At 41.1% G+C, this 16880-nt stretch carries 16 protein-coding genes and 1 tRNA gene; 6 read left to right on the forward strand and 11 right to left on the reverse strand.

Annotated elements, in window-relative coordinates; translation table 11 throughout:
* Nucleotides 1-25: 25 nt before the first annotated feature.
* The 3 genes from AC1ECB_RS20850 to AC1ECB_RS20860 form a co-directional block, all read right to left on the reverse strand.
* The gene (locus AC1ECB_RS20850) at nucleotides 26-1951 is read right to left on the reverse strand and encodes a TRAP transporter permease (protein ID WP_485665584.1); all 1926 of its coding nucleotides are present in this window, start codon (nucleotides 1949-1951) and stop codon (nucleotides 26-28) included.
* Between the two features lie 31 nt (nucleotides 1952-1982).
* Nucleotides 1983-2495 carry a DUF1850 domain-containing protein gene (locus tag AC1ECB_RS20855; protein ID WP_485665585.1) on the reverse strand — a complete coding sequence of 171 codons (513 nt, stop codon included), beginning with the start codon at nucleotides 2493-2495 and terminating at the stop codon, nucleotides 1983-1985.
* A gap of 61 nt (nucleotides 2496-2556) precedes the next feature.
* The gene (locus AC1ECB_RS20860) at nucleotides 2557-3525 is read right to left on the reverse strand and encodes a TAXI family TRAP transporter solute-binding subunit (RefSeq protein WP_485665586.1); all 969 of its coding nucleotides are present in this window, start codon (nucleotides 3523-3525) and stop codon (nucleotides 2557-2559) included.
* A 215-nt stretch (nucleotides 3526-3740) separates the two neighbouring features.
* On the opposite strand from AC1ECB_RS20860, the gene rnhA reads away from it, so the two are divergent.
* Nucleotides 3741-4475, forward strand: a complete 735-nt coding sequence (rnhA, locus tag AC1ECB_RS20865) for a ribonuclease HI (protein ID WP_485665587.1) — start codon at nucleotides 3741-3743, stop codon at nucleotides 4473-4475.
* An 8-nt stretch (nucleotides 4476-4483) separates the two neighbouring features.
* Here rnhA and AC1ECB_RS20870 read toward each other — a convergent pair whose 3' ends face one another.
* From AC1ECB_RS20870 to AC1ECB_RS20880, 3 genes are all read right to left on the reverse strand, one after another.
* A complete protein-coding gene (locus tag AC1ECB_RS20870; protein WP_485665588.1) occupies nucleotides 4484-5044 on the reverse strand; it encodes a GDSL-type esterase/lipase family protein in 561 nt (186 codons plus the stop codon).
* Nucleotides 5045-5054: 10 nt separating this feature from the next.
* Nucleotides 5055-5891: a helix-turn-helix domain-containing protein gene (locus AC1ECB_RS20875; protein WP_485665589.1), complete on the reverse strand. Its 837-nt coding sequence runs from the start codon at nucleotides 5889-5891 to the stop codon at nucleotides 5055-5057.
* A 944-nt stretch (nucleotides 5892-6835) separates the two neighbouring features.
* Nucleotides 6836-8011 (reverse strand): MGDG synthase family glycosyltransferase, encoded by a 1176-nt coding sequence (locus AC1ECB_RS20880; RefSeq protein WP_485665590.1) that lies wholly within the window; start codon nucleotides 8009-8011, stop codon nucleotides 6836-6838.
* A 306-nt stretch (nucleotides 8012-8317) separates the two neighbouring features.
* Between AC1ECB_RS20880 and AC1ECB_RS20885 the strand changes: the two genes are divergently transcribed.
* The 3 genes from AC1ECB_RS20885 (at nucleotide 8318) to AC1ECB_RS20895 (ending at nucleotide 11029) form a co-directional block, all read left to right on the forward strand.
* Nucleotides 8318-8929 carry a LysE family translocator gene (locus AC1ECB_RS20885; protein ID WP_485665591.1) on the forward strand — a complete coding sequence of 204 codons (612 nt, stop codon included), beginning with the start codon at nucleotides 8318-8320 and terminating at the stop codon, nucleotides 8927-8929.
* Nucleotides 8930-9003: 74 nt separating this feature from the next.
* Nucleotides 9004-9774 carry a GNAT family N-acetyltransferase gene (locus tag AC1ECB_RS20890; RefSeq protein WP_485665592.1) on the forward strand — a complete coding sequence of 257 codons (771 nt, stop codon included), beginning with the start codon at nucleotides 9004-9006 and terminating at the stop codon, nucleotides 9772-9774.
* A gap of 31 nt (nucleotides 9775-9805) precedes the next feature.
* A complete protein-coding gene (locus tag AC1ECB_RS20895) occupies nucleotides 9806-11029 on the forward strand; it encodes a lysophospholipid acyltransferase family protein (RefSeq protein ID WP_485665593.1) in 1224 nt (407 codons plus the stop codon).
* Nucleotides 11030-11355: 326 nt separating this feature from the next.
* Here AC1ECB_RS20895 and AC1ECB_RS20900 read toward each other — a convergent pair whose 3' ends face one another.
* Nucleotides 11356-12429, reverse strand: a complete 1074-nt coding sequence (locus AC1ECB_RS20900) for a YkgJ family cysteine cluster protein (protein WP_485665594.1) — start codon at nucleotides 12427-12429, stop codon at nucleotides 11356-11358.
* Nucleotides 12430-12576: 147 nt separating this feature from the next.
* Nucleotides 12577-12673 (reverse strand) — tRNA-Sec (locus tag AC1ECB_RS20905).
* Nucleotides 12674-13033: 360 nt separating this feature from the next.
* On the opposite strand from AC1ECB_RS20905, the gene AC1ECB_RS20910 reads away from it, so the two are divergent.
* Both AC1ECB_RS20910 and AC1ECB_RS20915 read left to right on the forward strand, forming a co-directional pair.
* Nucleotides 13034-14449: an ammonium transporter gene (locus tag AC1ECB_RS20910; RefSeq protein ID WP_485665595.1), complete on the forward strand. Its 1416-nt coding sequence runs from the start codon at nucleotides 13034-13036 to the stop codon at nucleotides 14447-14449.
* 129 nt (nucleotides 14450-14578) lie between these two features.
* Entirely contained in the window at nucleotides 14579-14950 is a 372-nt protein-coding gene (locus AC1ECB_RS20915; protein WP_094604490.1) for a P-II family nitrogen regulator, read from the forward strand.
* Between the two features lie 145 nt (nucleotides 14951-15095).
* Here AC1ECB_RS20915 and AC1ECB_RS20920 read toward each other — a convergent pair whose 3' ends face one another.
* From AC1ECB_RS20920 to AC1ECB_RS20930, 3 genes are all read right to left on the reverse strand, one after another.
* Complete coding sequence (locus AC1ECB_RS20920; RefSeq protein ID WP_485665596.1) at nucleotides 15096-15863, reverse strand: REP-associated tyrosine transposase; 768 nt, start codon at nucleotides 15861-15863, stop codon at nucleotides 15096-15098.
* A 150-nt stretch (nucleotides 15864-16013) separates the two neighbouring features.
* The gene (locus AC1ECB_RS20925) at nucleotides 16014-16562 is read right to left on the reverse strand and encodes an SMI1/KNR4 family protein (RefSeq protein ID WP_485665597.1); all 549 of its coding nucleotides are present in this window, start codon (nucleotides 16560-16562) and stop codon (nucleotides 16014-16016) included.
* 35 nt (nucleotides 16563-16597) lie between these two features.
* Nucleotides 16598-16795: an HNH endonuclease signature motif containing protein gene (locus tag AC1ECB_RS20930; RefSeq protein ID WP_485665598.1), complete on the reverse strand. Its 198-nt coding sequence runs from the start codon at nucleotides 16793-16795 to the stop codon at nucleotides 16598-16600.
* Nucleotides 16796-16880: the final 85 nt, after the last annotated feature.

Below are 16880 nucleotides of genomic sequence, written 5' to 3' on the forward strand. Positions count from 1 at the left end.
TTTTTTTGATATTCTTATACTGCTTTTACTGTGCATTTGCTTTATTGCGTTGGAAAAAATAAAGACCAACAAGTATTACAATTCCAAGGATGTCAGTCACCAGACCTGGTTCAATCAGCATTAAACCGCCGATGAAGGATATGACCCTCACGGCCCCGCTCACAGCTGTATACCAATAACCAATCATCGCTACCCCTAAGCCAAACATCCCTATTACAGCAGAAACAGCAGCCATAGTTACTTCTACTGGAGTGGCTTTAACCATCAATAGCACTGGTGCGTAAACAAACATATAGGGAACTATAAAAGCTGCTATCGCTAGTTTTGATGCCGTAATCCCTGTTTTCATGGGGTTGCCGCCAGATATGCCTGACGCCGCATAAGCGGCCAAAGCAACAGGCGGCGTGATGTCAGCAATGATACCAAAATAAAATACAAACATATGGGCAGCGATAATTGGAATGCCCAATTGTATTAATGCCGGCGCAGCAATAGTTGCTGTAATAACATAATTTGCTGTTGTCGGCACACCCATTCCTAAAATAATGGAGGTAATCATTGTAAAAAACATGACCGGGAGCAACATACCACCAGCTAACTCAATGAGCCCACCAGCAAGTTTTAGCCCTACACCGGTTTTCGTCACAACACCAATAATAATACCAGCGGTAGCGCAGGCAACAAGTACACCTAAAACACCTTTGGCACCTTTTTCTAATCCTTCAATCAGTTGACCCGGTTTCATGCGAGTTGACTTACGCAATGCACTTGCAAGAATGGCAATAACAATTCCCCACAGAGCCGCTTTGGTTGGCGTCTGCCCATCCACAAGCAAATATAGAATTGCAATTAAGGGTAATGCAAGATGCCCACGATTCCAAAAAACCTCTTTAAGTTTGGGTAATTGATGGCGGGGAATACCTTTTAAGCCTTTTCGTTTGGCTTCAAGATGAACAGCAATCCAAATTCCCATGTAATATAAAAGTGCTGGTATGACTGCAGCTTTCACTACATCAAGATAAGGAACTCCAATAAACTCAGCCATGAGAAAAGCGGCAGCGCCCATTATTGGCGGCATAAGTTGACCACCTGTAGACCCGGCGGCTTCAACTCCACCAGCAAATTCTTTTTCATAACCCAATTTTTTCATCATGGGAATGGTGAAACTACCAACTCCCACAACATTTGCTACTGAACTGCCTGATATTGTCCCCATCATACCACTAGCCAAAACAGTAACTTTGGCAGGACCACCACTGGCCCAGCCAGCAATAGAATTGGCAATATCAATAAAAAATTTACCCAAGCCGGTTGACTCCAAATAAGCTCCAAATAAGATGAACAGAAAGATAAAAGTGGATGAAACACCCAACGGAATTCCAAAAATACCTTCTGTTGTAAAATACAAATGTGCTACTAAATCTGAGGGACTAACGCCCCGATGCGCTAAGATATTAGGAAGATAAGGCCCCGCAAAAGCATATGTGATAAAACATAACGCAACAATAACCATTGGCTTGCCTACAACTCTACGGCAGCCTTCGATTACCATTAAAATTCCAATACCACCAATTACATAATCAAGGTTAGTCACTGTTCCCGCGCGCAATACCAGTTGATGATATGTCACAACAACATACATAGGCACTGCTGCCCCAACAATAGCTAACAATAAATCAAAGGGATGTATACTTGTCCGCGACCAATTATGGCGACTAGGATACAGTAAAAAAATCAGACCCATACCAAAACTCAAATGGACGGCCCGCTGTAATTGGGCATCAAGAACGCCAAAAAAAGCAGTATATAACTGAAAAAGAGTAAAACAAATTGCAATGGTCGATACAATCTTACCAATAAAACCTGTTAGGACTCGCTTATCAGCCTCTGAATCAAATTCTTTAAGTAGTTCATCTGCATCAAACTGTTTTTGTTCTTCCTCAACTGCCAATTTACTCACTCCTTAGTTATGCCAGACTAGACTATTTCTGATTAAGCATACCCGAAACAAACCACCAGTAATCATAGTTGATGCGCACAGTCACCAACGTCCCCGCATCAAACCATTGGTAAAGAGGATATTCCTGTTCCTGGTGAATAAAGGATAATTTTGCCTCCGGACCTACCCTTACTGGTATTTGCCTGAAAGAACGATTCAAATTTGTCAATATAAATCGATCTCCAAGTTGAGTAAATACACCTTCAGAAGGCAACGAGGGCATCCCAACACCATAGGACCGATATTCAGTTGATGTAAGAGTAAGTTCATCTACTCCTCTAACAACAAAATTTTCCCACACTGGTGTTTTATGAACCGAGTGAGTAAATCTTATACTAAAAGTATCTTCTGGATAGGTAGGCAAGGAAAGTGCAATCCCTGACTCTGTCTCTATCACGATCCTTAATGGGAGAAACCACCAATAAATTACAATACCAATTAACAAACAAAAACCAGTCACAAGCATTTTTTTTTGCTTACTTACTTTCTTTACCATACTATTGGATAAAATGCCAGGTACCCCTAAAGTAATCCCGGCATTTTATTGCTCCTACATCTTATTTTTCTTTAAAGAACTTCTCCGCACCAGGATGAACAGGAATTGGCATACCTTCCAAAGCAGTTTCTTTAGTAATGCCTTCACCTAACTTATGAGCGGCTTTTAGTCGATCAGTGTTACCATAAATCGCTTTTGTGATTTGGTAAACCGTTTCAGCGTCCATGCTCTCAGGAACGACTAACATGGCTTTCACTGCTACAGTCGTAATATCTGTTGCTTGCCCAGGATAGGTATTTGCGTTTACTAATTGTTTAGCATAAAAAGGATATTTTTTGATCAATGCCTCTGCTTTATCAGTCTCTACCGGAATCAATCTAACCTTCTTTTGAAATGCAATATCTTGTATTGCCGCCGTCGGAGCACCTGCTGTTACAAAGGCAGCATCAACATTACCGTCTTTTAAACCATTGGCAGCTTCGCCAAAAGAAAGATATTGTGGATCTAAATCGGCATATGCAAGGCCATAAGCCTCTAATATTTGACGAGCATTAGCCTCAGTTCCACTACCAATTGAGCCAACAGCCACCTTCTTGCCTTTCAAATCATTAATGCTTTTAACCGGACTGTCTTCTAACACAATGATTTGAATGGTTTCATTATAAAGAGTAGACACACCTCTCATATTCGCAACTTGTTTATCTTTGAACATTTCGATACCTTTAAAAGCATAATACGCTGTGTCATTCTGTACCATAGCTAATTCAACTTTAGCATCTTTGAGCATATTAATGTTGGCTACCGATGCACCTGTACTTTGAGCTGTAGCATTAGCACCCGGAACATTTTTGTTCAGTATTTCAGCAATTGCACCACCAAGAGGATAGTAAACCCCAGCTGTACCACCTGTCGCAATATTAATAAACTTTTTCACTGGAGCTTTCTGATCAGCTGACTTTTCTCCACCACAACCTGACAGTAAACTCATTACTAGCATTGAAGCCATAATAACCATAACAATCTTTTTCATGTTTAACCCCCTTTAACTATTTATAAAACCTGGAAAGTAAAGGTCACAGTCCAGGTCCCATTGTTTTCTGTATATTCCGTTTTTAATTTTATTTTCCTGCTATTGACGATTATGTATATTGTTTTTTTTATTTTTTATTTTTACCTCTTGTTATGGACATGCTTACTGATTAACATATAATTATAAATAAACCCCAAACCTTGAAAGGAGAAAGTATGGTTAAACATTTCTACGCTGTCAAAACAGGACGTGTTCCTGGAATCTATCGGACCTGGGACGAATGCAAAGATCAGGTAGATGGCTACCCCAAAGCTGCTTATAAGGGCTTTGCCATCGAGAGCGAAGCTAAAGAATTCTTAACTGGCGCCCTGCCACCGCGTAATATCTCGCTACCTTCAAAGCCAGCAAAATCCAAAACCGCCAAAGCAAGTCCTTCTCCGGTTCCACCGCAAAAGCAAAGAGCTTATGATGATGACAGCGTCATTATTTATACTGACGGTTCTTGCCTGAAAAACCCTGGCGGTCCCGGTGGGTACGCCACGGTTATCCAGCTTGGCACATTGGTCAAGGAAATCGCCGGATCAGAGCCATCAACCACCAACAACCGTATGGAAATGAAAGCTGCCATTGAAGCACTCCATTTTTTTGATAAGTCAACCAGTATTATTCTCCATACAGATAGCCAATACTTGCGCAAAGGCCTTGCTGAAGGCTGGGTGGAAAACTGGAAGCGAAACGGCTGGATAACCAAGGCCGGCAGCCCGGTTCTCAACAAAGATCTCTGGCAAGAACTGGACCGGCTAAATAGTTTTCACAAAGTAGTTTGGAACTGGGTTAAAGGCCATCACGGCAACCCGATGAATGAACGTTGTGATGAACTAGCAGTAGGTGCTGCAATGAATGAAGCCGAAAAAATGGGTTGGAAATCTAAATCAAAGCCTAAGTACTAAGTTCTCCTCTAGATTTTCAAAAAAATCTGTAATGCTTTAACAACAAGCCCTGCCATAACCTTATAGCCTCGCTCATTAGGATGTAACACATCTGCGTAAAATTCTACTTGTGGCTGCTTGCTTTCATATTTTAAAAAGGCTGTATAAAAATCAATCACATATAAATCATTAGTAAGTGCATATTCCCGCACATCTTCGCGATATAGACCGAGAATATATTCATCTTGAGGATAATTGCAAGGTATTGGTAGTCCAATTATCGGTGTTATCCCATATTGTAAAGCTGTTTCTGCCATATAACGAATATTATTATCTACTTCTTCCGCCTCAACTCTGACGCAAGCATCGTTAGTACCACCCATTATAATGACATGTGATGGCAACTGCCTGATAACGTCATAGTCAAACCGTTCCAACATTTGTGAACTGGTGTTACCATTTACACCTTTGTTGATTATCGAAAAGCCTAACTCCTCACCGGCTAAATGAACCCATGACAAGCATGGTAAATAAGGAAACCCATAGGTGATAGAATCACCTATGGCAACTATCTTTTTCTCACCTGACATATTTTTCCTTTCAGTAAGTACGATCTATTTTTCTAGCAATTATGCTATTTACCGCATGCTGATGTGGTATTCCTGCCGAATTACAGTCTATAATTTGTTCCTCACACCAAAGGATTTCCCAGTCATAGTAATACTTAGCCAGATCACCAGACAAATAGAAAAACTCGTTTTTTCCCCAATCAGGCGCGGTCTTTATAAATGGCTTTTCAACAAATAGTAAATGTGCGTTAAGTCCGCCGATATTCGTATAGCGTTTATATTTATCAAAATGATTTGGACGTTGCTCCAACGGCAAAAATTGAAGTGAACCATGAGAATAAATTACGTCATATGCAACAGCAAACTCATATCCAATCATATCGGCCTGAATAATATTGACCTCACAGCCAGCTGCCTGACTATACTGCCTGATTTTTTCGGTACCAGGAGTTGAGATTTCCAACGCATCCACCTGGAAACCACATTTAGCAAAATAGATAGCATCCCGGCCTTCACCACTGCCAATATCTAATAAATACTTGTTTACCTTATCTGGCATGATTTTTACAATTTGCTCAGCAAGCAGGGAATGCTGGAGTCCCCAATAATATTCTTCTTTCTTATATTCACCATCATAAGGGCTTACTTTTTCCAATAGGCTCCCTCCTGTCAACAAGCAATCAATTGATGTCCCAAGCACCTTCGCTAAAAGCGGCAGTAATGGGGTATCGGGTAAAGCATTGCCTTTTTCCCATTTGGAGACCGCTTGTGGGGTGACATTCAATGTCAAGCTGACTTGTTCTTGCGTATAGCCCCGTTGTTTTCGAAACAAAGCAATACGCTGACCTATTTTATTGCCATTAGACATAGTTTTTCTTCCTTTTTCAATTCTATCAGTACTGACACTACCATTGTATCGTTGGTTGCTGCCAAAGTCTACCTAGCCGTAGTTGCAGACATCTGAAAGAAACACAACCACTGGTTGAATTTCACTATCAAGCCCAGGAAGACAAAAAACAATTCTGCAGTGACAGTATGCAATTACTCTACTTTACACTTGCTGACACAGATGTTGGTACTGAACCTAGTGGGGCTTTTCCTTTATTAGCAACATAAAACAGGTAGGAAGTATAACCTTCCTACCTGTTTTTACTCGCATCCATCCCTATAGCACTAAACTACACACGACAATCTCAAACAACCTATTCCAAATTTAACACGTTGATTCGTCCGCACTCTGTGAGATTTAAACCAGAAAACCAGATAAACCACTACAAACCAGATGAAAAAACTTGTTTCAAACAGTCACTTACTCAACATCAATACTTAGGAGTCAGATGATTAAATTATAAACAAAAAACACAATCCTGAGCCAGATATACTAACCGCTTTGCAACCGAAACTGAACGTTTCTACCTCTGCAATACTTAGTTGAATCTAGGTCGCTATAAGGATGGTGCTTGATTAGATAATAACATAATAATAGTTATTATGCAACTCTTTTTTAGCCCTATTAAGCAGTTTCTTTGTATTGCCATTTCCTTTACACCTTACCTGTTAAGCACAACTGGAACTCCAGCAAACAGAAGAAACAAGGGGACAGGGATTTAGTTTCAGTAAAGGCCAGAAGAAACAAGGGGACAGGGATTTAGTTTCAGTAAAGGCCACAGGTAAAAATGGGTATCAGTTTTATTCAACATGCGAGAAGCACTCTGACGCCCTGCCCCTTTTGAAAAATAGCCATAACTTACCATTCGGGTATGTTATGGCTATTTTTACATAAAGGATAGTATCAGACGACGATAGCTGTTGTTAGGCACCGCGGAAGAGGCCGGTATCATGTACTTCCCTATTTGTCTTTTGAACTGAACTGGCATGGAGTTGTTGGAAAATCATAGTAGCAATGCGAGCCGAGCCATTATTCGGGGGTATCTTATCAGTTGAAAAGACGAAATCGCCGCCGGCGGCAAGATTATTAATGATGCGGCAGCCCTGGCGCGGGTCGGGGCAAAAGTAACCCAGCCGGTTATTAACGACAAAATCAATGTTGCCGGTTTCCTGGATACCGACAGCCTCAGTAATGATGAGTGGACGCCGCATTGCCACCGCTTCTATGATGGTGCCGGGACCTGCCTTACTAATGATGACGTCGCTTGCAGCCATCAGAGTTTCCATGTTGTCGACAAAACCGTAGACGTGAAGGTATTCAAACTGGCTTTTCAAGGCCTGTAACTGGTCATTAAGGGTTTGATTCCGCCCAGTGACTACCATAATTTGCTTGTCTGGACAGTTTTTCACAAATTCCTTAATCCACGCCGACATGTTGCCGACACCAACGCCGCCGCCTGTCAGAAGCACTGAAAACCGTTCTGGATCAATGCCTAACTCCTTACGAATTTCTGGGCGGGGTGCTGATGAGCAACTAAACTTAGGATGAACGGGAAAGCCGGTGAGGATAATCTGACTGGCCGCGATTCCGTGGCGTACAAGAGCATTAAAGGCTTCTTCTGTCGGTACCAGATACAAGTCGGCTCCGGGAGTTGCCCAAGAAGCGTGAAGGGTGGCCAGATCGGTTACGACCGTGAAAATTGGCCAGGAAGCACGAGTAGCCTTGCGACTGGCGACTAGCAGTCCAATGACCAGGGGGTGAACGGCCAACAACAGATCGGGATTGATTTGGCTAATTTCACATTCGAATTGCGGCGCAGCCTGCTGATATACAAACTTAGTCAGTAGGTTCATTCTTTTTATGCTATTAGTTTTCTCGAAAAAAAAGTTATTCAGCCAGAGCTGCTTGCGAGAACAATAGTCATAGATTTCCGGAGCTTTTCTCAAGACAGGAAAGCCAGTGGCTTTGAGCAAGTCGGAAAGAGTACATTGGACATGTTCGCAGTTGTTCAAGGCAGCTACTATTGCGGTCGCGGCGCTGCGGTGGCCGCCGCCAGTGTCGGAAATGGCCAAAAGGATATTGTTGACGGTGCGAATCATAGATATCCTCCTCGTGTCAATTATTATCAAGGGTTTAACCTATGAACAGACATGGTTTTCCCTATCAATTTTATTTTACGAAATAATGTAAATGAATAAGGTTATTTTTTGGTAAAGCAGTTGTTAAATTTTTTATTACAGCTAATTTTCATAAAAAAATAACATGATCTTAATGGAAATACTTGTAGAATGTGCAATTATTATGGTAGTTAATTTCTGTACATTCTGTCACCTAATCATAATATCATTTCGTCTTACATCAGGAAAATCTTGAAATGTAGTAATTTTACAAGGGGGAAGAAAACAGTGATCCTGTTTTTCAAAGGAGCTGTTATCGGTTTCCTCATAGCAGCGCCCATAGGGCCAGCTGGGTTAATGTGCATCCGGTATACCCTGACCTGGGGAAGGATGGCTGGCTTGTCTTTCGGATTGGGAACGGTGATGGCTGACGCGATTTATGGCGCAATAGCTATATTCGGGGTATCGATAATTGCCGACTTGCTACAAGACAATCGGCATTACCTGGCTCTTGCCAGTAGTGTCTTCCTCCTTTTTGGGGGTTGGTATATTTTTCGGTCAAAACTGGGTGAACTTGCCCCGATGCCATCGAAAACTACTATGTTTGGCAGTTTTGTAGCAGCATTTTTCTTAGCGGTGGCTAATCCGTTGACAATCTTGGCTTTTGCCGTTGTATTTACTGAAATTGGCGTGGGGGCCAACGCAGATTACCGGGAGTTGCTCCTGCTTATTGGCGGTGTTTGCAGCGGCTCTGCCATCGCCTGGTTGGCCTTGAGCCGGATTGCAGTCAGCATGCGAACTAATTTTTGCGATAGACAATTGCAAATGCTTAATCAGTTTTCGGGAATCATCATCGCCGGACTAGGGGTGCTTTCGCTAATTGATATTTTTATTAAATGAAACAGAGGGTAACTTTATTACTTATGTAAATATTTGGTATGACAAACAACAAAAGTAAATGAGGTGATGTACTGATGGAAATTCGGGAAGGCAAATTTTTTTTGAAACTTGCGGAAACTGCAGCGGAAAAAAAACAAATATACCTCCTTCGATATAGTGTTTATTGTCAAGAACTTAATTTTAACGAGAAGAAAAATGAGTATAAGGAAGAGAATGCTGGGGAAATTGATTATTTTGATGAATTATGTGATCACTTAATTATTCGCGATGTGGAACATAACCGTTGTGTCGGCACTTTTCGTTTTTTGCCGGGAAACAGGTTACCGCAAGGCGGTGGATTTTACTCTGAACAATGGTTTGATATTGGGAAGTTGAGTGATAAGAGGATACAGATTCTAGAGCTTGGGCGAGCCTGTATTGATGCTCAGTACAGAAATACCAGCGTTTTCAAACTGCTATTTGCCGGCTTAGGAGCCTACTTAAAGAACAATCCCCATGATTATTTAATTGGTCTTACAACGTTGCCGGCTGACGCTAAAAATGATATTGGCGTAATAGCAAAGTATTTGATCGGCAATAACGCTGTTAATGTTGCTTTTGGGGTAAAACCAAAAAAGCAACTGGACCTTGCTGCTGTTTCTAATGAACTTGCTGTCACGGAAGTTAACCAGCGAGCCATTTTAAAGAAGATGTCAATACTTATGCAGGCTTATTATAAATATGGTGCTGAATTTATTAGTGAACCGTCGATGGATGTGGATTTTAATCCGCCGGTATTTGATTTTTTTACAATTTTTGATGCGCAAAAATTCCCCGCATGGGTAACCCAAGGTAAGGCCGGTTAGAGGCTTATATCCTGATAAGGAGCCAATATTGATGAAGTTCGATACTTTTAAAGCTGTTACACGCATAAAACTCAAAATATTGGGATGGCTGCAGATAGCAGCGGCGTATGGTATCGTATATTGGGTATTTAGAGGCAACGTGAGGTTCAACCGTAGCGGTATTAAAGACATAAAACCGCCATTTATTGTTCTGGGAAATCATACATCATTTATTGATCCGGCTTTAGTACAATGTGCGATTGCGAGGTATCCCTGCTACTTCCTCACCACAAACTTTTACTTTCGCCAACTGGTTATCGGCAAAATACTGACTCTTTTTGGCGCAATTCCCAAAACACAATTTTTTCCGGACATTCGTTCCACACGGGGTGCGCTGTCAGTAATAGCCCGGGGGGGTGTTATCGGCGTTTTTCCGGAGGGACGTCGCTCTATTGACGGAAACTGTTGCGATATACCTGAATCAATCGCTCGGTTTATTAAAAAAATGAAAGTTCCCGTTGTCGCCGTTAAAACAAATGGCGGTTATCTTGCCTGGCCCCGCTGGTCTTCTTTTTGGCGTAGAGGTCGTGTAGAAACGGTGGCAAAGCAAATTCTTTCAGCAGCAGATATTGGCGTGCTGGATTCCAGTCAAATCTATGCTGTTGTTTGTCAGGCATTGACTTACAATGATTATGACTGGAATCGTTTGGCCAGGGAGCGTTATTACCATCGACATGCGGCCGAGCAGCTTCATCTTATTTTGCATCAGTGCCCGCGTTGCCTGGGCGAACAAAAGATGAGAAGTAAGGGAAGCAGACTATATTGCAGCGCATGTGGTAATACCGCGACTATTGACGAGTGTGGATTTTTACAACCTGTTGGTCATACATGCGTAGTGTTTGATGATCCGGTAAAATGGGCTGCTTGGCAACGTGAAACCATGAGCGAACGGGTGCGTGACGAAAAATTTCAAATCCAGGCTCTAGTAACAGATCTGTGGGTTGCAGATAAATTTTATGGATCATTTCGCAGTTGCGGCTGCGGGTATGTGAGCCTTTGCCGTGAGGGACTTTATTTTCATGGCCGGGTTGATGGAAAAACAACTGATTTGTTTTTCCCGATTGAAAGGCTGCCAACGATATCAACCGAATTTAAACATGATTTTGAAATCTGTGATAATAAACATGCTTGGTGGATTTTTCTGGATGAAGAGCAGCAAACCGTCCGGTTGGAGAGCGCCATATCATTGCTTTATCAGTTAAATGCTGGCAAATAAGAAACGTATCGGGTCTAACGATGAAAAAAGCCTCAACCTTTATAAATCAGGGGTTGAGGCTTTTCTTTCTATTAAGTCATATACTATCGAATTATACTCAGTGTTCTTTGCATTTAGCGGCAATCTAATCTATCTTATCCAGGCTGAACTGTAAATAAGCCATCGCGGGAGCGATTTCGTTCTTCGTCTTGTTTCCTTTATTTAAACACCAGTGTCAACTCTATTCCCGAAAACGAGGGGACAGGAAATATTTCTTGAAACAATATCCTGTCCCCTCGTTTTGGGGGATTACCACCAACATACTAACGGTTTAATCCCTTGGTTTCTTACTTTTTAGGGATTTTTAATATACTCACATAACAATCGTCGCTTTCCCCATCGCCTGCTTTAACGCTAAACCGGTTATCGGAAAACAGCAAATTTATTAGCTGATTGGTATCAAATGTTACATAACCTTCACTTTGCAATTCCAGATACACGTCATAAACAGTCCGTGGTTTTCTTTTTGTTCTTAGAAAATTGTAGCAAGCATCCAATACAACATTGTTAAGCCGGAGAATATTCGGCTGCTCAATCCAGTTTATTGCTGTTTCATCTTTTCCTATTGCGAACAGAGCATCCAGTAGGTCGTACTGAACATCTAGGTCCCCCGGATGCTTTTTATGTAAATCATACAAATAGAAAATCGCTTTCCCATATTCCTTATTCATCACATACGCTGCTCCGAGGCTCTTTTGATAGTCAAAATCATCCGGATACTGCTCCACTCGCTGGTATCTATACTTTACCAGACCCGCCCAATCTTCCTCAGCAAAGAATTCTTCTTCAGCTTCCAATTCATCAAAATCATCATATCCATCATCATCTTCGTCCAACCATGAAACCGCCTGCTGCTCAACCTTAAACTTTGCAAAATCAACCTTATAATGTTTCTTTAGCCTTTCAAATATTTCAAACACCACAGGACATACTGAACAATTTGCAACAAGATTGATAAGTCTCCCACTTATTTCCTTTTTTTCAGTAAAGGGATATTCGCGACAATTTTCGGGTCTATATTCATAGATTGAACATCCATTTATACCCAAATGCGAGCAAGGCTTTTTATTTATCATAAAGCCTTCCTCTGTTGAAACAAGAAACTTTTTCTTGTAATCCTCGGGATTTAAACCAAGCTTTGATGAAATCACGCGAATTTCTTTTTCTTCAATTACCGGAATAATTGTTTGGCAACAGTTTGAGCAGGCTACGCAATTAAAACCAGCAAACAACTCCCGATGCAGCCTATTAACGATCTTATCTACTGCATCAGGTTCTTGGACTTTTAAAAATGCCCTGAGCAACCAGTTTTCTTCTTCGACTTTTGCAAATGCATCTATCAATTCATCTGGTGACAACATACTAAATTATCCTCCATACTTTAAAATTGAGACACGGGGTTTAAACACCGGTAACAAGAACAATATTTCCGCCTCATAAATTGTTTTTCCTGCCTAGACAACAAAAAAGCTCCTGAGGAAAAACCTCAGAAACCTTATATTCTCTACTGGCGGGAGCGTGTAGGAATCGAACCCACCATGGACGGATTAACGCCCAACGAACAGTTTTGAAGACTGCAGGAGCCACCAGGCCCCATCCGCTCCCATATCAACTTTACATATATAATATAACATAAGACCTTTTTATATTCAAGGTACATCTCCGTTAGACATCTTTTTCAAATTCCACAATAAAAATACTTTTTTGCTTAAAAACTAAAATTCTACTTGACACTGGACTGTACCATTTGTTATAGTAACTACATCAAGTTAATCATTTAGGCAATGAAGCCTTCGCAATTATTTGCGAAGGCTTTTGTGTCTACGATTCCGGACAATGGCGTCCTGAAGGGGTAACCCTTTAAGGCGCTTTTTTTATTTCCGGATATCGCAAAGGGGGGATGTACTTATTCCAAAATATACTTTCATTCAAAAAAAATTATTAAGTAAAGGAAGGGATGTAAAAATGAAAAAGCTCTGGACTATTTTTACAGTATGTTTATTGTTAATGCTCGTATTTGCACCTGCTGCCTTTGCTGACGGCGAAACGCCAGCTGAAGCAGCCAAGATTGATACCGGGGATACAACTTTCGTTCTAGTTAGCGCCGCACTTGTTATGATTATGACTCCAGGTTTAGCCTTATTCTATGGTGGTATGGTAAGAACCAAAAATGCTTTAAGTACCCTCATGCAAAGCTTTTTTATCATTGGGTTAGTCACTGTACAATGGGTATTATTTGGTTACTCCCTGGCCTTTGGACCAGACATCAATCATTTCATTGGTTCCCTTGACTGGGTTGGCCTGAGCGGTGTTGGAATGGAACCTAATGCCGATTATGCCGCAACCATTCCGCATCAGGCTTTTATGATCTTCCAAGCTATGTTTGCAGTTATAACTGCCGGCTTAATTACCGGTGCCTTTGCTGAACGAATGAAGTTTGGGGCTTTCGTAGTTTTCACCTTGCTCTGGACCACCTTAGTATATGATCCTATGGCTCACTGGGTATGGGGTGTAGGTGGTTGGATCCGCGAATTGGGTGTACTGGATTTCGCCGGTGGTACTGTTGTTCATATTATTTCCGGGGTCTCAGGCCTCACAATTGCCCTTATGATTGGCAAACGCAAAGGGTATGGCTCTGAAGTCATGATGCCTCATCACCTGCCAATGACTGTTATTGGCGCTTCCCTACTCTGGTTTGGTTGGTTTGGATTTAATGCCGGCAGCGCTTTATCTGCCAATGGTCTTGCTGCCAGCGCCTTCGTGGTTACTCATGTAGCCGCTGCTGCTGCCACTGTTTCCTGGGTATTAACCGAATGGTTATATCATGGCAAGCCCACCATTTTGGGTGCTGCTTCCGGATGTGTCGCCGGTCTTGTCGCTATTACACCAGCAGCCGGCTTTGTCAGCCTTATCCCGTCAGTCATCATCGGTTTGTCTGCTGGCATTATCTGCTTCTTGGCTGTGGCTGTCCTGAAACCTAAGCTCGGTTATGATGATTCCCTTGATGCCTTTGGCGTACATGGCATTGGTGGCACCTGGGGTGCTATCGCCACCGGTTTATTTGCCTCCAAAGCCGTTAACCCCGCTGGTGCTGATGGCCTATTCTACGGCAATGCTAGTCAGTTAACCACTCAACTTCTTGGTGTTGGCATCAGTTGGGTATTTGCCGCCATAATGACTTTCATTATTCTCAAAGCCATTAGCTTATTTTTGGAAGTTCGCGCTACTACTGAACAAGAAATTCAGGGCCTTGACATTACTGAACACGGCGAACGGGGCTATGCTTATCAAGATTTCATGACAGGTTCACCAATTGCCTTTGGTTCCTCTGCAAGTGGCGTCCCGCAAGAATTAGTTGCGAAAAAAACGACTCTCGCGTAAACTGTAACTAATATAAGCTATATATTCCGATTAAAGAAGTTGTAGGTGCAGGCGGATGGTGTAGTACCAATGCACATCTGCCTGCAAAAAGCTTTAACACGCTGTATATAGAAAAAGGAGGAACTTATCATGAGACCAATTACCAAAATTGACATCATTACCCGCCCGGAAAAACTTGAGGAACTTAAAGAAGCCATGAAAAAAATTAACGTCACAGGTATGACCGTAACGCAAGTTTATGGCTGCGGCCTAACTAAAGGCCACACTGAGGTATACCGTGGGCAAGAGTACAGCATTAACTTAGTTCCCAAAGTGAAAATCGAAATTGTTGTCTGTGAAGTACCGGTTGAACGGGTGCTTGAAGCTGCTAAAACGGCTTGCCGAACCGGAAAAATCGGTGATGGCAAAATCTTTGTTTATCCTGTTGCCAATGCCGTCCGTATCCGTACCGGCGAAGAAGGCGACATCGCTATTGCCGACCCGGCTGATATGTCTAAATAAGAGCACAAGTAAGAAACCCCAGAGTTCTGAATTGAACTCTGGGGTTTCTTCTATCCGGAACATTTATTTTTCCCCTTGCACTTGCTGCAATTCCCATTACACTGGGCTAAGAGATGTCGAGGGGACGGGGTTACTGACACTTTACTCATGCTTTTAAAACAATCCCTCTATTAATTCCTGTGAGTCTTTCAATTTGTCGAATTGATAAGTTATGCTTCTGCTTAAGTATTCTTAAGTACGTATTTCTTGTTTGGCAATCAAGTTGCTGTAAATCTATCACATTTTTCAAGTTACATACCGTCTTTATTATAACTCTTGCTTCTTCGTCCGCTATTCGTTGTCTGACATTATTATCAATATCTAAACATTCATGATCTCTTACATCGTTAGTATATTCTATAAACTTTCGTATTCTCTTTTCTCTGTCGTCACTTATCATTTCAAGTAGAAAATTTTTATCGACCAAATTTGCTTGATTTACATATTCGTGAAAGCTACTCCATTTATATTCTTCAACGTGTTTTACCAGTCCCGCTTTAACTGGATTTTGATGAATATATCTTAGTACTGTTTGAAAATATTGATCATCTTCTACTGGTTCACTCTTAAATCGATCTTGAAATAGATTACCTACTCTCTGATATTTATTGTTATACCAATATACATAGCTGCCACATAGTCGGCGCATTACTTGTTCCAATGGCTCTATTCCTATCTTCATCAACAGGTGTACATGATTTCCCATCAAGCAATATGCATAAACTTCATATCCGCTTTTTTCTTTATATCGTTTCAGCGCCTCAACAAATTGGACACAATCTTCTTCGTCTTCAAAAATTGTCTGCCAGTTTATTCCTCTTATAATTATATGGTAAATTCCGCTTCTACTCTTCTTTCTTGCTGTTCTTGGCATGCTTTCACCCCCATCCTTATCTTATTTCTTTCTCTTATTCTTGTCAATAACCCCGTCCCCTTGACACTTAGGCTCAGATGAAAAGAGAGATCAGCGATTTTTACGTCCACTGACCTCTCTTTTTTGAATTTTATAGTATCCTTCTCGATTTTAAATACCTTGTTCTTGTTTTATCTTTTTATAGAACTCAGGATCTAATATTTTCACACTTCTTATTTCATATCCACTCAAATCTGTATTCACAGGATTATGTCGCTCTATCATGTTAAGAAATTCCGTAAATGACTCTGCAACAAAATACATATTATCAATTGTTATACCTTCTCCATATAACAATTCCAGTTCATGATCCCACAGATATATATAACCGCTTTTCTCTGTAGAAAGATTCATGCATATAACATTCCCTCCTTCCACATCTGCAATTGGTACACATTTATTAGGAATCCGGTTAATTAAAACGTTGAATTGATATACAATATCATCATCGCTATCTAGATTCACTCCAAAAAATGTGTCTATCAGAAATGATTCAATTTCACATCCTTTCAATTTTACTATATTCGCTTCAGGTCTCCCACCATTATACGTCTCCAAAAATTCTATATATTCTTTTGGTAGCTTAAATCCATTATTTTTCTCGAAATCCTCAATCGCATTCTTGTCAAAAGCAACCTTACTCTTTTTAAAATCAATCACAATCGCCCCTCCTTAATATTGTACATAGTATAAGCTCAATCATACTGAATAATTCTTCCATTGCGAAGTAACGCAGCACCTCCAGTATGGCTTACTGCTCTATGCAAATCCCTTGGAACTAAAAGCATCGTTTGTCCATCTTCCGCATGATGCCAAGTATATCCTTCTGGTGTCTTCGTAAATCCCGCCGCCTTATTTGCGGCATCCATATCACTACCTGCATTTCCTTTCATTCCCCTTACTTCTACTTCTACTTTTGCATATGAACGGAAATCAGGAAAACCATCTTCTGTAAATCTTACACCATTAGGATACTTG

The organism is Sporomusa sp. 246TCP1 (genome assembly GCF_057319775.1).

Coding starts and splice junctions, on each gene's coding strand:
- AC1ECB_RS20870 (WP_485665588.1), bottom strand. CDS start 5,044: ATGTCAGGTGAGAAAAAGATAGTTGCCATAGGTGATTCTATCACCTAT.
- AC1ECB_RS20875 (WP_485665589.1), bottom strand. CDS start 5,891: ATGTCTAATGGCAATAAAATAGGTCAGCGTATTGCTTTGTTTCGAAAA.
- AC1ECB_RS20860 (WP_485665586.1), bottom strand. CDS start 3,525: ATGAAAAAGATTGTTATGGTTATTATGGCTTCAATGCTAGTAATGAGT.
- AC1ECB_RS20855 (WP_485665585.1), bottom strand. CDS start 2,495: ATGGTAAAGAAAGTAAGTAAGCAAAAAAAAATGCTTGTGACTGGTTTT.
- AC1ECB_RS20890 (WP_485665592.1), top strand. CDS start 9,004: ATGGAAATTCGGGAAGGCAAATTTTTTTTGAAACTTGCGGAAACTGCA.
- AC1ECB_RS20910 (WP_485665595.1), top strand. CDS start 13,034: ATGAAAAAGCTCTGGACTATTTTTACAGTATGTTTATTGTTAATGCTC.
- AC1ECB_RS20915 (WP_094604490.1), top strand. CDS start 14,579: ATGAGACCAATTACCAAAATTGACATCATTACCCGCCCGGAAAAACTT.
- AC1ECB_RS20930 (WP_485665598.1), bottom strand. CDS start 16,795: ATGAAAGGAAATGCAGGTAGTGATATGGATGCCGCAAATAAGGCGGCG.
- AC1ECB_RS20920 (WP_485665596.1), bottom strand. CDS start 15,863: ATGCCAAGAACAGCAAGAAAGAAGAGTAGAAGCGGAATTTACCATATA.
- AC1ECB_RS20900 (WP_485665594.1), bottom strand. CDS start 12,429: ATGTTGTCACCAGATGAATTGATAGATGCATTTGCAAAAGTCGAAGAA.
- rnhA (WP_485665587.1), top strand. CDS start 3,741: ATGGTTAAACATTTCTACGCTGTCAAAACAGGACGTGTTCCTGGAATC.
- AC1ECB_RS20880 (WP_485665590.1), bottom strand. CDS start 8,011: ATGATTCGCACCGTCAACAATATCCTTTTGGCCATTTCCGACACTGGC.
- AC1ECB_RS20895 (WP_485665593.1), top strand. CDS start 9,806: ATGAAGTTCGATACTTTTAAAGCTGTTACACGCATAAAACTCAAAATA.